The sequence below is a fragment of the Pannonibacter sp. CBAS1226 genome (assembly GCF_055685825.1).
In genome coordinates this window covers 326,062-339,864 of record NZ_JBVOUO010000002.1, presented here as the reverse complement: position 1 = coordinate 339,864, position 13,803 = coordinate 326,062, and the positions used below count along the sequence as shown (strand labels likewise).

The 13,803-nt window shown below is 63.7% G+C and carries 12 protein-coding genes and 1 tRNA gene; 3 read left to right on the top strand and 10 right to left on the bottom strand.

Annotated elements, in window-relative coordinates; all coding sequences use genetic code 11:
- Positions 1-23 precede the first annotated feature (23 nt).
- The 3 genes from AC0CMF_RS08600 to AC0CMF_RS08590 all read left to right on the top strand — a co-directional run bounded on the left by AC0CMF_RS08600 (position 24) and on the right by AC0CMF_RS08590 (position 2,976).
- A complete protein-coding gene (locus tag AC0CMF_RS08600) occupies positions 24-974 on the top strand; it encodes an MBL fold metallo-hydrolase (protein WP_050470971.1) in 951 nt (316 codons plus the stop codon).
- A 52-nt stretch (positions 975-1,026) separates the two neighbouring features.
- Entirely contained in the window at positions 1,027-2,691 is a 1,665-nt protein-coding gene (locus tag AC0CMF_RS08595; protein ID WP_374628543.1) for an FAD-dependent oxidoreductase, read from the top strand.
- A gap of 87 nt (positions 2,692-2,778) precedes the next feature.
- Positions 2,779-2,976 (top strand): DUF2783 domain-containing protein, encoded by a 198-nt coding sequence (locus AC0CMF_RS08590; RefSeq protein WP_050470970.1) that lies wholly within the window; start codon positions 2,779-2,781, stop codon positions 2,974-2,976.
- Positions 2,977-3,307: 331 nt separating this feature from the next.
- On the opposite strand, the gene AC0CMF_RS08585 is transcribed toward AC0CMF_RS08590, so the two are convergent.
- The 10 genes from AC0CMF_RS08585 to hisD all read right to left on the bottom strand — a co-directional run bounded on the left by AC0CMF_RS08585 (position 3,308) and on the right by hisD (position 13,777).
- Positions 3,308-3,383: transfer RNA gene (locus tag AC0CMF_RS08585), tRNA-Phe, on the bottom strand.
- Between the two features lie 240 nt (positions 3,384-3,623).
- Positions 3,624-6,533 carry a FecR family protein gene (locus AC0CMF_RS08580; protein ID WP_374628542.1) on the bottom strand — a complete coding sequence of 970 codons (2,910 nt, stop codon included), beginning with the start codon at positions 6,531-6,533 and terminating at the stop codon, positions 3,624-3,626.
- 11 nt (positions 6,534-6,544) lie between these two features.
- The gene (locus AC0CMF_RS08575; protein WP_374628540.1) at positions 6,545-7,954 is read right to left on the bottom strand and encodes a tetratricopeptide repeat protein; all 1,410 of its coding nucleotides are present in this window, start codon (positions 7,952-7,954) and stop codon (positions 6,545-6,547) included.
- 313 nt (positions 7,955-8,267) lie between these two features.
- Entirely contained in the window at positions 8,268-9,881 is a 1,614-nt protein-coding gene (locus AC0CMF_RS08570) for a bifunctional metallophosphatase/5'-nucleotidase (protein WP_050470967.1), read from the bottom strand.
- A gap of 248 nt (positions 9,882-10,129) precedes the next feature.
- Entirely contained in the window at positions 10,130-10,342 is a 213-nt protein-coding gene (yacG, locus tag AC0CMF_RS08565; protein WP_050470966.1) for a DNA gyrase inhibitor YacG, read from the bottom strand.
- Between the two features lie 10 nt (positions 10,343-10,352).
- Positions 10,353-10,994, bottom strand: coding sequence for a Maf family nucleotide pyrophosphatase (locus AC0CMF_RS08560; RefSeq protein ID WP_058900470.1), 642 nt, complete (start codon positions 10,992-10,994; stop codon positions 10,353-10,355).
- A gap of 29 nt (positions 10,995-11,023) precedes the next feature.
- On the bottom strand, positions 11,024-11,242 hold the full coding sequence (gene infA, locus AC0CMF_RS08555) for a translation initiation factor IF-1 (protein WP_019962913.1): 219 nt from the start codon (positions 11,240-11,242) through the stop codon (positions 11,024-11,026).
- 188 nt (positions 11,243-11,430) lie between these two features.
- Entirely contained in the window at positions 11,431-11,883 is a 453-nt protein-coding gene (locus AC0CMF_RS08550; RefSeq protein ID WP_050470964.1) for an arsenate-mycothiol transferase ArsC, read from the bottom strand.
- A 5-nt stretch (positions 11,884-11,888) separates the two neighbouring features.
- Positions 11,889-12,413 (bottom strand): UPF0262 family protein, encoded by a 525-nt coding sequence (locus AC0CMF_RS08545; RefSeq protein ID WP_050470963.1) that lies wholly within the window; start codon positions 12,411-12,413, stop codon positions 11,889-11,891.
- A 59-nt stretch (positions 12,414-12,472) separates the two neighbouring features.
- Complete coding sequence (gene hisD / locus AC0CMF_RS08540) at positions 12,473-13,777, bottom strand: histidinol dehydrogenase (RefSeq protein ID WP_122519543.1); 1,305 nt, start codon at positions 13,775-13,777, stop codon at positions 12,473-12,475.
- Positions 13,778-13,803 lie beyond the last annotated feature (26 nt).

Here is a 13,803-nt window from a genome sequence, read left to right as displayed (position 1 = left end):
TTACGGACGGACGGACCATATCCATGAGCAAGAAATTTGCCTCGCAGGGCGACCTCACCGAGAAGACCATCAGCTTCACCGAAGTCGGCGAGGGTCTTTATGCCTTCACCGCCGAGGGCGATCCCAATTCCGGCGTCATCATCGGCGATGACAGCGTGATGATCGTCGAGGCGCAGGCCACCCCGCGCCTTGCCCAGAAGGTGATCGACTGCGTGCGCAGCGTCACGGACAAGCCGATTACCCATGTGGTGCTGACCCATTATCACGCCGTGCGCGTGCTGGGTGCCTCCGCCTTCAAGGCGCAGCAGGTGATCATGGGCGAGACCGCCCGCGCCATGGTGGCCGAGCGCGGCCAGGAAGACTGGGACAGCGAGTTCCAGCGCTTCCCGCGTCTGTTCCAGGGCCATGAAAGCATCCCCGGCCTCACATGGCCCACCACCACCTTCAGTGACCGGATGACCGTCTTCCTCGGCAAGCGCCGGGTGGACCTGATGCACCTTGGCCGCGCCCACACGGCGGGCGACATCGTCATCCACGTGCCGGACCAGAACGTCATGTTCACCGGCGACATCGTCGAGGCCCATGCGGCCTGCTACTGCGGCGACGGCCATTTCCGCGAATGGAGCCCGACGCTGGAGGCCATTCGTGCCTTTGACCTTGATGCCATTGCACCGGGACGCGGCGATGCCGTTCTGGGCCGGGATGCGGTCAACGCCGCGCTGGACCGCACCCGCGACTTCGTGGAGAGCACCTTCCGCCCGGTGGCACGGGTCGCCGCCCGCAACGGCACCCTGAAGGAAGCCTGGGACGCGGTGCGCGCCGAATGCGATCCGAAGTTCAAGGACTACGCCATTTACGAGCACTGCCTGCCCTTCAACGTTGCCCGCGCCTATGACGAAGCGCGCGGCATCAGCCATCCGCGCATCTGGACCGCCGCCCGCGACCTCGAGATGTGGGCCGCGCTGCAGGGCTGAACCAGCCCTGCGACGCGTCGCATAGAAAACGGGACAAGAGGGAGGAGACCTCGTGGACAGACCCGCCGCAATCGCACCTGCGCCCGCCAGCAAGGCCGGCGAACGCGCCCTTGCCTTCGCGCTTTACCCCTATGCCCGCTCGGCCGATCAGGACCAGCAGGCTCCCGCCCGCCATACGGTGATCGTCGTTGGCGGCGGGCCGGTGGGGCTTGCCACCGCGCTCGACCTTGGGCTCAAGGGCGTGCCGGTTCTGGTGCTGGATGACCAGGAAGGCGTTGGCGAGGGCAGCCGCGCCATCTGCTTTGCCAAGCGCACGCTGGAGATCTGCGCCCGGCTTGGCGCGGCGCGGCCCATGCTGGACAAGGGCGTGCAGTGGAACAAGGGCAAGGTCTTCCGCGATGACCGCCTGCTCTACGAGTTCAACCTGCTGCCGGAAGGCGGGCACGAGTTTCCCGCCTTCATCAACCTGCAGCAGCCCTATTTCGAAAAATTCCTGCATGAGCGCATCCTTGCGGCCATCGCGGAAGGCGCGCCCATCGAAATCCGCGGCCGCAACAAGGTGGAGGCGCTGGCGCAGACCGGCAACGGCGCCCGCCTCGACATCTCAACCCCGGACGGCCCCTATCAGCTCCATGCCGATTGGGTGATCGCCTGCGACGGCGCCCGCTCGCCGCTGCGCTCCATGCTGGGGCTGGGCTTCGAGGGCCGGGTGTTCGAGGACAATTTCCTCATCGCCGATGTGCGGATGAATGCAGATTTCCCGACCGAGCGCTGGTTCTGGTTCGAGCCGCATTTCAAGTCCGGCGACAGCGCCCTCCTGCACAAGCAGCCGGATGGCGTGTGGCGCATCGACTTCCAGCTGGGCTGGAACATCGACCGCAAGCGCGAACTGGAGCCCGAGCGCGTGCGCGCCCGGGTGGATGCCATGCTGGGCGAAGGCGCGGATTACGAACTGGTCTGGACCTCGATCTACACCTTCCAGTGCCGCCGCATGGAAACCTTCCGCAAGGGCCGAGTGCTCTTTGCCGGCGATTCTGCCCATCAGGTTTCCCCCTTCGGCGCACGCGGGGCGAATTCCGGGATTCAGGATGCGGACAATCTCGCCTGGAAGCTGGCGCTGGTGGTGAAGGGCATTGCGCCCGAAGCCCTGATCGACAGCTACTGCGCAGAGCGCATCCACGGGGCGGACGAGAACATCCTCAACTCCACCCGCGCCACCGACTTCATCACCCCGAAAAGCGGCATGTCGCGCATGTTCCGCAACGCGGTGCTGGATCTGGCCGCCAAAGCCCCCTTTGCCCGCAGCATCGTCAACTCCGGGCGCCTGTCCGTACCTTGCGTCTATGACGGGCTGCCGCTCAACGGGCCGGATCATCCGCTGATGCCGCCCCGCACCCGCCCCGGTGCCCCGCTGCTGGATGCGCCTCTTGGCGGGGAACCGGGCGCGGAAGACTGGCTGCTGGCGCGGCTTGGCGGCGGCTTCCATCTGCTGGCCATCGGCACGGATGCGCCCGAAAGCTTCACCGCCCACGGCCTCACCCTGCCCTGCCTGCAGCTTTCGCCGCAAGGCAACGAGCCGCTGCGCGAGCGCTATCTCGGGCAGGCAGCCTCCGCCGTCTATCTGGTGCGCCCGGACCAGCACACCGCCGCCCGCTGGGAGCGCTTTGATGCAAACGAAGTCTCCACCGCCCTCGCCCGCGCGCTCTGCCTTGCTTAATGCGTCTTTCACCAGATGCCTTGCGTGACGTGAACAATCACCCCTGACAGGCTGCCCGCCCCAGGCGGCAGCCGGGATAGATGAACCATGCTGATCACCGCCCCGAACCTGCCCAACCCGGACGACGCCTACGCCAGCCTTCTCGCCGCTCATGAGAGCCTGACGGAAGACGAAAGCCACGCCTTCAACGCCCGCCTGATCCTCATCCTGATGAATCACATCGGCGACCCGGCAATACTGGCTGAAGCGCTGGCTCTGGCGAAGGAGACGGGGCAGAAGGGGTGATGCAGCAGCATCACGATGCCTTGGCTTCGGGCTCAAGCGCCTCTCTCCGCGCCGTCCCGGCCACGTGCCGGGACCTGTTATTGACGCACGGCAGCTGAAACAAAGCTACAGCACCGGCTCAAATCCAAGCTCTACAGCGGTCATCCCATCTCACCCGCATCACGTCCATAACGGGTCCCGGCACAAAGGCCGGGACGGCGCGTGTGGGGAGTCCGAGACAGATGTCTGCACCCGGAGCCTGCCGGAACGCGGCTTGGTTTATGCGCTCGCAGCTCAAGACAAAGCACGATGCAGCGGCGACTATATCTGATTTTCGTAAGGGGGAGAGAAGTGGTGCCCAGAGCCGGAATCGAACCAGCGACACGCGGATTTTCAATCCGCTGCTCTACCAACTGAGCTATCTGGGCCTGACTTCATGTGGCGTGACCGCCGGAAGTGGGGGTCTTATAGGAGATCGCCCGGGCCTTGTCCAGCGCCCCGGCAAAACTTTTCGCAGGCTTGGACCATTATTTTCGCAGCCACCGCAAAGCGCCGCTTTTCTCCATGGTTTCAACAACTTCAGGAGCATATTCCGCCTGTGGACAAGCGCCCCGGCAGGGGCCCGCGGCTGGCCTGGCTTCTGGCCGGGACAGCCGCCAGCGGCCTTCTCAGGGCAGCCGCTCGCCCACCGCAACACCGGTGGCCATCCACGAGCCGTCAATGGCAGAGAAGTTGCCGATGACGCCGTCGAAATTGCTGTTCGGCCCCTGCACCAGAGAGGCATTGAAAGTGCCGCCCATCGTGCCGCTATCGAAGATCGCTCCGCTGAAGAGATTCTGGTCGGCGAAAGGGTTGGATTCCGAGACATTGGCCCCGAACGTGCGGCCATCAAAGTTGCTGATGGTCGCGGTGCCGTGGCGGCTGGCGAAATCCACGCTCATGTTGAAGTCGCCAGCTGCCAGATACTGGCTGCCGCCGTTCACCACACTGCCGACCGCATGGCCCTGATAGCTGGCACTTCCGCTGCTCGGAAGATCATTCGGCCCCAGAATACGCCCTGCCGCCCAGGTTCCCAGATGCACCTGGGCCACATCATCGGCTGCCGGATAGGGGTTGTCGGTGACAAGGCTGGTGCCCCAGTAGCCCCATTCCAGGAAAGCGCAGCTGCACTTGGTTGTCACGCCGGCGAAAATAGCGCTGTCTGCCCCCTCCACCAGCGTGTTGGAAATGAAGTAGCTCTTGGCATCGGCATCTTTGCTGGTGCCTGCATCATCACGCAGCCCATTGCCAAGACTGTCACTGGTCTCGATTGCCGCGTAGCGGTCGTTGTCGATGAAGACAGAGGCCCGCTCGCTCTCGGGGGCAGAGGCGCTGTTGCCGAAGGACACCGTCATCTTCGGCGCGTAGCCGGCACCTGTATAACTCTGGTCACTCAAGCTGAACGAGGCCGAGAGCGACTTGCTGGCGGCATCAAACCTGACAGTGTTGTCAAAGATACCCTGGGAGGCATAGGGCGTGACCACCAGTGTCCCGCCACTGCCCTGCTGCACCATTCCCGCAGCAAAGGCCGACAGATTGCGGGTGGTGCGCGTCAGCGTCGAGCCATCGGCCGACGACGACAGCTCGGCAATATGGGTCGAGGCACTGTATTGCTCGGACGCGCTGATGGTGGACGGCACCACGGCATAACTGTCGACATAGATATTCCCGCTCGCATTGCCGCTCAGCAGGAAGTTCTGTGCATTGGAGCCATAGGCATGCGCCCCATCCACGCCTTCCAGAGAACCGATGCCGCCGGAGAAATTGCCGGTTGCATCATGGGAAGCCGACTTGTAGCCGCCGCGGCGGTCACCATCCAGCGTCATGGTCCCGGAGAAATAATTCTCGGTAATCGATCCGAGGAACAGGCTGACCATCGACTGCTGCGATGAACCACTGCCCTGAATGGAGAAGGAGGCAGCGAGCGCCAGCGGCGGCGGCGTGGATTCGGCCCCTGCATCGCTCTCAAGCACGAGCAGGCCGGTGTTGCCCACTCCGCTGAGGAAGGAGGCTCCCAGGTCCTGCGCCACGAGCGGATTGAGGAACAGCGCACCGGTGTCCGCAACCGTGACGCTGCCATCCGAATTCTGCATCCCGGCAGACAGCAACTGCTGAAGATCGGCTGTCAGGGTATAGGTTCGAAGGTCCCCCTGATCCATCACGTCGAAGGATCCCGCAGTTCCGCCGAATGCCAGGATTGCGTCGGAAAGATCCGTCCCGAAATACGGCATATCACCGGGGAAAAAGGCTTCCTGATAGAGCAGTGCGATGAAGTCACCGCTGCCCCGGTAGAAGACCCCGCGCCCGTTCGTCTCAATATTGCCATCCGTTCCCGCATCAACGCTCAGCCATGACGGCACGCCGGACTGGCTGATCTGACCGATATGATAGCCCTTGTCCGTCAGCGCGGACTGGAAGTAGCTGATGCCCGGCATGGAGGGCACGCCGACGGTGATGATCTGCCCGTCGATTTCGCCCGTCAGAACGGAATCCCCGTTTGCCGACGAATAAGCCCCGGAGGAGCCACCGGACAGCGATCCTTCCAGAACAAGCTCGCCATCGATCGCACCCCCTCCCTTGCCCAGAACGCCCTGCCGCCCCGGATCTGACAGATAGTGAGGCCACGGCAACTCAAGCCAGCTGCCGCCGCTGAGGGCATGAAGCCGCGGGACCGGTATTGCAGGCGCAGTGCCGCCGCTTCCTTCGCTGACGTCCGGACGCGGCGTCTTTTCGATTGCGTCCTCGACGCGCCCGAGTTCGGTCGCGACAACCACCTGCGGCTTGGGGGACGGCAAGGTGTTGACTGTGGAAAGGTTCGAGTTGACGGAGGGAATGCCGCTCCGGGCCACGATCTCGTTGGTGGGCGGGCGCGGCGCGCCGCCATTCTGGCCCGGCCGGCTGGTCAGCGACTGCTGCAGGGAGCCAAGATCCGCTTGCGTTGTCGGGCGTATTTCGGGCAGGCCGCTCCCCCTGCCGCCCACAACCATGGTGTAGCCAGGCTCGTAAATCCGCTGCCCGGTGCCACTCGGCCCGGTGAAGGTCAGTTCCTTGCCAAAGACCAGCGAGAAGGTGCCGCCATCCTCACGCACCTCCAGATTGGCAATGCCGCCGCGGATGCCGATGGTCCCGACCGGCGTGCGGACATTGACGCCGCCCTTGTTCTTCGACAGCTTGCCGCCGACGAACCGGGCCACGCCCTTGCCCATGCTGGCCACCAGCTTGCCGGTGCCTGCCTCTGGATCAAACACGAACTCGTCAATCACCAGATCGGAATTCGCCCCGACGGTAAAGGTCGATCCATCGACAAACAGCACCTGCACGAGGCCCGTGCCGCCGGTCCGGATGCGTTCGTTGTGATAGATGTTGTTGCCAAGCATGATGGTGCGCACGCCTGCCCCCGGCGCCGTACCCTGCGCCTGCGGGTTCACCGCAGTGGCAACGCCCACATCCGTTGCAGCCATCGCAGTGGAGGCCAGCAGCGCCGGCAGAAGGCTGACGGCAGCAGCGAGAGAACGGGCGGTGCGGAAGCGGCTCATCATGGTATCAAACCTCAAAACCGGCGCATGACAGACAGCATGCCCGATGCATTGGTGTAATCATTCAGATCATAATTGGACTGCTGGCGGCGCAGTTCGCCCGACAGGCCTATGGCCGTCTTGCCTTCACCCAGCGGCATCGTCAGCGACGAGCGCAACCACCCCTCATTGTCCCGCTGGGCCCTGTTGCGATTGATCAGCCTGTCCGGCTCGTTATAGGCGCGGTACAGGTAGCCGCCCTCAACATCCACGGACCAGGGCGCAGCGGACAGCCTGAAAGGCGAGGAGAAGCGGTAAGTCCCGCCGGCAGAAAAGCCGCTGGCTGTATTGGATTTGTAAGCCTTGTTCGCCGTCACCACGTCGCCAAGCAGCGTCAGCCGGGCGGTGAAAGTCTCGGTCAGGCGGTATTGATACCCGGATGCAATCCGCACCGCATAACCGGCCCTGTCGGAGAGATTGGGCTGTTTCACGGTATCGTTGAACCAGCTGTGGCGCACCTCTACCCGTGCCAGGAGGCCTGCCCGCTCACTCAGGTTCATGGCAACCCGCGCGCCGGCTCCAAAGCCGCCGCTGTAGTTCGCCCCATCCAGCCGGATGCCGTTGGCGATGCCGTAAATCCCGAGCCTTGCGTCATCAATGCCGAAGCGGGCGAGGTTGAACGACGGGCCAAAGGTGATCTCTGCCATCTCCGTATCAAGACGGCTGATATCCCCGTAGCGCGCACCATAGAAGATCAGGTCTGCCTCAAGCCGGTCCCCCTGACTGGCAAGGTCATAGGAAAAGCGCACGTTTGCAGAGAGGAACGCATTGATGTCCGCCTTGCCCGTTCCTGCATCATCAAGCGTGAAGGCGGTTCCGTTCAGGTTGATGATGCGGCTTTCGGGGGCGGCGTTGGCATTGCTCTGACCGCGCACCCCGGCGGTGAGCAGACCGCTGACCTTGGCCGGCGCTTCCTGCTCCGCAATGGAGGCAAGGAAGTAGTTCACCCGCTGTGTCACTTCCGGCGGCACATTGGGGCCGGAAATGGCGCTTTCGAAATAATTGCGCGCCATATCTTTGGCGCCGAGGCGCATGTAGAGCACGCCCAGTTCCAGCTGCACGCGCGGCAGGCCCGGCGCGTAGACGAGCATGCGCTCCAGCGTGCCGATAGCCGCTTCGTGGTCGCCAATCTGCGCCGAGACCATGGCATATTCAAAGGCGATGTCCAGATTCTGCGGCTCTGCCAGCGTTGCCTGCAGAAGCTGCTGCTGGCGCGCAGCAAGATTTGCCGCCGGAAACTGCTGCGCCTGAGCCGCACCATCGAGACCCGCCGTGCCAAACACCACGGCAAGCGCAAGAAGGCCGCCAAACCGGCGCGCCCTGCTGCGGCAGCTGCCCGTGCGGCCTGCCCGTATCCGCGGTGATTTTGCCCCGATACTTGTCACGTTCCCCGGCATCCCACGCTTTACCAGATTTTAAGATCGCCCCGTGCTTGCAGAGATACATGAGAGTCCCGCCGGAGCAAACCTGCAATCCGGCACGGGACACTTATCTCGCCGTGCGTTGATCAACGGCTACACCTGACCTCCCCTCAGCCAAAGCACTGGCATGAAAAGAGAAATGGCGCGAGGAGCAAAATCCCGCGCCATTCCGGAGCCTGTGGCTTTTTCGGGGTGCATCGCCGGGCGCAAGCCCGGCCGCCGCACGGGACAGGGCCCTGCGGACAGGATCAGGCGGCCCTGCCCGCAAGCCTGGCCTTTACTGCACTTCGGTGATGCGGCCGTCCGTGAACGGGGTGTAGTCGCCGCCGTTCTTGGCAATGTACTCCGCCAGCACTTCTTCAAGGCCCGGGCCGAAGTCATAGGCATTCATGCCGGCCTTGGCGAAAACGGCATAACCATCACCGCCGCCACGCATGTAGTTGTTGGTGGCAAGGCCGTAGACCTTCTCGGGGTCGATCGGGGCCCAGCCGTCGCCGTCCTTCACCTCGACCTTGAGGATACGTTCACCGGCCGGCTTGGCCTTGGTCCACTCGTAGCGGAGACCTGCGACCTGCGCGAAACGGCCAGCGCCTTCTTCAACCTTGGACACGCCATTTTCCAGAGCGGCCACAACGTCGGAGCCCTTGAGCTGGAACGTGGCCAGGGTGTTCTGGAACGGCAGCACCGTCAGAACCTCACCCATGGTGATCTCGCCCGAATCGATGGAGGCACGCAGACCGCCGCCGTTCTGAATGACGATCTCGACGCCCTGCTCCTTCACGCGGTCCAGCATCGCTTCGGCCACCAGATTGCCCATCTGGCACTCGGAGACACGGCAGGTGTCGCGCGAGCCATCGATGGCGGCGGTGGTGGAACCGATCACCTTGGCCTTCAGCTCTTCCAGCGGCTGGGCCAGTTCAGCGACGCGGGCGGCGACGGTCTCATCCGGAGTGACGGACGCATCCAGCAGGATCGGGTCGCCCTTGGCAGAGATCAGATCGCCATTGTCGTTGAAGGTCAGCTCGATCTCGCCGAGATACTTGCTGTAGGCATAGGCCGTGACAACCGGCACGTCCTTGCCGTCCGGGTTGGCAACGATGGTCGGGTAAGGACCGGCGGCCTTGTCATTGTCATTGGCCAGCAGCGTGTGAGAATGGCCGCCGACAATGGCGTCAATACCGGAAACTGCGCTGGCGATTTCCTTGTCACGCTCGTAGCCCATGTGGGTCAGGGCGATGATCTTGTTGACGCCCTGTGCCTCCAGCTCGCCCACGGCGCCCTTGAGGTAATCCTCAGCCTTCACGAACGTGACGCCGGGGCCGGGGGATGCGGTCTCGGCGGTGTCTTCGGCCAGAACCGAGACGATGGCAATCTTCTGCCCGCCAACTTCCAGGATCACCGAACCGGGCACCTTGTCCTTGAGCAGCGGCTCGTTGGAGACATCGGTGTTGCCGGAGATGACCGGGAACGTCACATCCGCCAGGAAGTCGGCAAGGCCCTGCGGACCATCATCGAACTCATGATTGCCCACGGCCATCACATCATAGCCGATCATGTTCATGAACTCGGCTGCCGCCTTGCCCTTGTAGGTGGTGTAGAACAGGGATCCCTGGAACTGGTCACCAGCGTCCAGCAGGATCACGTTCTTGCCGGCGTCCGTCAGCGCCTTGCGGCGCTCGTCCACCTTGGTCTTGATACGGGCAACACCGCCAAAGCACTCGCCCTTGGCATCTTCGTCGGCGCTGCAGGTCGAATCAAACTTGTTGATCTGCTCGATGCGGCTATGCAGGTCGTTGGTGTGAAGGATGGTCACCGAATAATCGGCCAGCGCTGCGCCGCCCATTGCCATCGCGGCAAAAAGGGCAGTCGCGCCAAGAAGCATCTTTTTCATGTTCGCCTCGCCTGTTGGAAGCCAGCCCCGGCCTCCGCTTTTTCTACACAGCCGCCCTAGCACAGGTCTGCGACAGTTTTATTCGCAGCAGCGCGCAAGAGGGCAGGCCAGCCTCCCGCCTTCCGCTGAATTGTGACAGCGTTTGTGACAGGCAGCCCTGATTATGACAGCGGAAAATTTTTCAGGACAAGATGATTTTTTCAGCAAGCCTGCCCGGAATTTCACGGCGCAGACCGGCAAGGCAGGAATCAGCGGTCTTCGCCGCCCTCTGCCTCGTCATCAACATCATCCGTCTCGACGGCGGGAATGCTGTAGCCTTCCACCATCCAGCGGTGCAGGTCGATCTTGGCGCAGCGGTCGCTGCAGAAGGGATAGTCGGCCTGGGTGGAGAGCTTGGAGCAGATGGGGCATGGCCGCATGCGGCGGCCCTGGTCCCCTGCATTGCCGGATGCTGCGGTCATTGCGGCATCCTCACGCGGGCAGCTTCAGCGGATCGCGCCACAGGGCGCGGACATCCAGACCGGCGGAAGCCAGCATGTTGACCGTCTCATAGAGCGGCAAGCCAACCACATTGGGATAGGAGCCGGTCAGCTTCACGACAAAGGTGCCCGCAAGGCCCTGGATGGCATAGCCGCCCGCCTTGCCGCGCCATTCACCGGAAGCCAGATAGTCGTCACCTTCCCGGCGCGACAGCTTCTTGAAGCGCACGCGAGTCTCTACGATCTTCGTCCGCACGGAGCCAGATGGCGAAATCACGGCAAGGCCGGTCAGCACCCGATGGCCGCGGCCGGAGAGAAGGCCAAGGCAGGCCTCTGCCTGCTCCACCGTCTCGGCCTTGGGCAGAATACGGCGGCCGGCGCAGACCACCGTGTCCGCCGCCAGAATGACGGCTTTCGACAGCACGGCATCTTCCGCCAGCTGCTCACGCACGTGACGGGCCTTGGACTTCGCCAGACGCACCGCCAGGGCACGCGGCGTCTCGCCGCGCAGCGGGGTCTCGTCCAGATCGGCCGGAATGAGATGCTGCGGCTCTATGCCGGCCTGCTGCAGCAGAGCCAGACGGCGCGGCGAAGCGGAGGCCAGAACGAGGGGAACGGTGGCAGTATCGCTCATGGGTGTCTCGCTCCCGGCCGGACCGCGGCTTACTTGAAGCGGTAGGTGATGCGGCCCTTGGTCAGGTCATACGGGGTCATCTCGACGAGAACCCGGTCGCCTGCCAGAACACGGATGCGGTTCTTGCGCATGCGCCCTGCAGTGTGAGCAATGATTTCATGGTCATTTTCAAGACGCACGCGGAACGTCGCGTTGGGCAGCAGTTCCGTGACGACGCCCGGAAACTCCAGAACTTCTTCCTTAGCCATATGGTATCCCGGTTAAACCGATCCTGAGGTGCGCGGAACCTATAGGATCAAAGCAAAAAAGTGAACAGGGCAATCTCCGCGCCGGTGATTTTCCATCGGGCGGGCCGTCATGCGGACTTGCCGGTTCAGGCGTGAGGGCGGAAAAGGGCCGCTTCGCAGCAGCTTCCCAGCTCTTTCGCTTCTCTGTATCACCCGCTGGGTGGCGGCGTCCAGCCCAGCCGCTTCTTGATTTTCATCATCAGCTGATCACGCACCGAACGGTAGGCGTCCAGAATCTGGTCGCGGCTGCCGGAAACGATGGTCGGATCCATGGTTGGCCAGTATTCCACGTCCACCGCATCGGCGCGGGTCAGGTCCAGAACCTTGTGATGGGCTTCCGGCGAAAGGGTGATCACAAGGTCGAAGCCGGACTCGTCCAGATCCTCCAGCGTCTTGGGCTGATGGGTGCTGGCGTCCATGCCGATTTCGGCCATCACCGCATCCACGAACGGGTCACGCTCGCCTTTGCGTGCGCCGGCCGAGCGCACGTAGACCTGCCCCGGAAACAGGCTGCGGGCAATCGTTGCAGCCATGGGAGAACGCACAGCGTTCATGCTGCAGGCAAACAGGACCGCAGTCGGACGGGAGCCCGGCCCGGTCATGGTGCTCAGCCTTTCCAGTGCAAGGCGTAGACAAGGGTGAAGAGGCGGCGGGCCGTGGGCTGGTCAATCTCCACCTTGCCCTCCAGCCGCTCCTTCAGGACCATTGCCCCCTCGTTGTGCACGCCGCGCCGGCCCATGTCGATCGCCTCGATCTGGCTGGGCGTCGCATGGCGGATCGCCTGATAGTAGCTTTCGCAGATCAGGTCGTAATCCTTCACCACGCGGCGCAGCGGCGTCAGCGACAGCACATGGGTGGCCACATCCTCGCCGCCCTCGCTGGTGATCTGGAACACCAGCTTCTTTTCCACGACGGACAGGCGCAGCACGAAGCGGCCGCCCCCCAGCCCGCTGGGGCAGAAGCTGTTTTCCTCGATCAGGTCATAGATGGCCACGGCCCGGTCATGCTCGATGTCGGGCCCCGCACGGGCAATGGACGCCTCATCGAGAATGACATCGATAAGACGGCCTGAAGCATCTTCGCCGGAACCCTCTCCGGCGCCGGAGGACGCACTGCTTTCCACCAAGGTCATACGGCTCGCACCTTCCCCGTCAGAGCCCTCAATATGCTGTCCTCCTCCCAGCCGCTTGCCTATTCGGCTCCCAGATTGAGCCGGATGGAAACGGACCTTGCATGCGCGCTGAGGCCTTCCGCCTCGCCCAGGGCAATTGCCGCAGGCCCAAGAGCCCTGAGGCTCTGCGCATCGCACTTAAGGATCGACGTCCGCTTCACAAAGTCAAGCACAGACAGGCCGGACGAGAAACGCGCCGAACGGGCGGTCGGCAGAACATGGTTGGAACCGCCGACATAATCGCCGATGGCTTCCGGCGTGTGGCGGCCCAGGAACACGGCGCCCGCATTGCGCACGCGGCCCAGCAGCGCTTCGGGATCTTCCACCGCCAGCTCGAGGTGCTCCGGCGCCAGCCGGTTGATCAGCGGAATGGCTTCCTCCAGATCCTTCACCATGACGACGGCACCGAAATCGCGCCAGCTGGCCGAGGCCACTTCCGCACGCGGCAGCGTCTTCAGCTGGCGCTCCACCGCCGCTTCCACGGCAGCCGCCAGCCCTTCGTCATCGGTGATCAGGATCGACTGGGCCACCGGATCATGCTCGGCCTGCGCCAGAAGGTCCGCTGCCAGCCAGTCCGGATTGTTGTCCGCATCGGCCACCACCAGCACTTCGGAAGGGCCTGCGATCATGTCGATGCCCACCGTCCCGAAGACCCGGCGCTTGGCGGCGGCCACAAAGGCGTTGCCGGGTCCGACGATCTTGCTCACCGGCGCAATGCTTTCCGTGCCATAGGCAAGCGCCGCCACAGCCTGCGCGCCGCCGATGCGGTAGATTTCCGTGATCCCCGCCACCTTGGCTGCCGCCAGCACCAGCGGGTTCAGCACCCCGTCCGGCGCGGGCACCACCATAGCGATGCGCTCCACCCCGGCGACAAGCGCGGGCACCGCATTCATCAGCACGGAGCTGGGATAGCTGGCAAGGCCGCCGGGCACATAGAGGCCGACCGCCTCCACCGCCGTCCAGCGCGAGCCAAGCTCGACGCCCAGAGCATCCGTATAGCGGTCATCCTTCGGCATCTGGCGGGCGTGGTGCGAGTGGATGCGGTCCCGCGCCAGCTTCAGCGCATCAAGCGTCGCCGGCTCGACTGCCGCAGTGGCAGCCTCGATCTCTTCAGCCGTCACCCTGAGCTCTGCAATGGAAGAGACGCTCACCCGGTCGAAGCGGTTGGTATAGTCCACGACGGCCGCATCGCCGCGCGTGCGCACATCGTCCAGAATGGCGCGGACGACCTGATCCACATCCTCCGACGCCTCGCGCTTGCCTGCGAGCAGGTCCTTGAAGCGGGTCTCGAAATCTGCATCTGCGGTAGAAAGCCGGATTGCCACGTCTGTCTCCTTGCAAGGCCTTTTCG

Bases quoted from the DNA above. Each gene is read 5' to 3' on its own strand.
- AC0CMF_RS08590 (WP_050470970.1), top strand. From the start codon at position 2,779: ATGCTGATCACCGCCCCGAACCTGCCCAACCCGGACGACGCCTACGCC.
- AC0CMF_RS08600 (WP_050470971.1), top strand. From the start codon at position 24: ATGAGCAAGAAATTTGCCTCGCAGGGCGACCTCACCGAGAAGACCATC.
- AC0CMF_RS08545 (WP_050470963.1), bottom strand. From the start codon at position 12,413: ATGACCTTGGTGGAAAGCAGTGCGTCCTCCGGCGCCGGAGAGGGTTCC.
- yacG (WP_050470966.1), bottom strand. From the start codon at position 10,342: ATGACCGCAGCATCCGGCAATGCAGGGGACCAGGGCCGCCGCATGCGG.
- AC0CMF_RS08550 (WP_050470964.1), bottom strand. From the start codon at position 11,883: ATGACCGGGCCGGGCTCCCGTCCGACTGCGGTCCTGTTTGCCTGCAGC.
- AC0CMF_RS08580 (WP_374628542.1), bottom strand. From the start codon at position 6,533: ATGATGAGCCGCTTCCGCACCGCCCGTTCTCTCGCTGCTGCCGTCAGC.
- AC0CMF_RS08570 (WP_050470967.1), bottom strand. From the start codon at position 9,881: ATGAAAAAGATGCTTCTTGGCGCGACTGCCCTTTTTGCCGCGATGGCA.
- AC0CMF_RS08560 (WP_058900470.1), bottom strand. From the start codon at position 10,994: ATGAGCGATACTGCCACCGTTCCCCTCGTTCTGGCCTCCGCTTCGCCG.
- infA (WP_019962913.1), bottom strand. From the start codon at position 11,242: ATGGCTAAGGAAGAAGTTCTGGAGTTTCCGGGCGTCGTCACGGAACTG.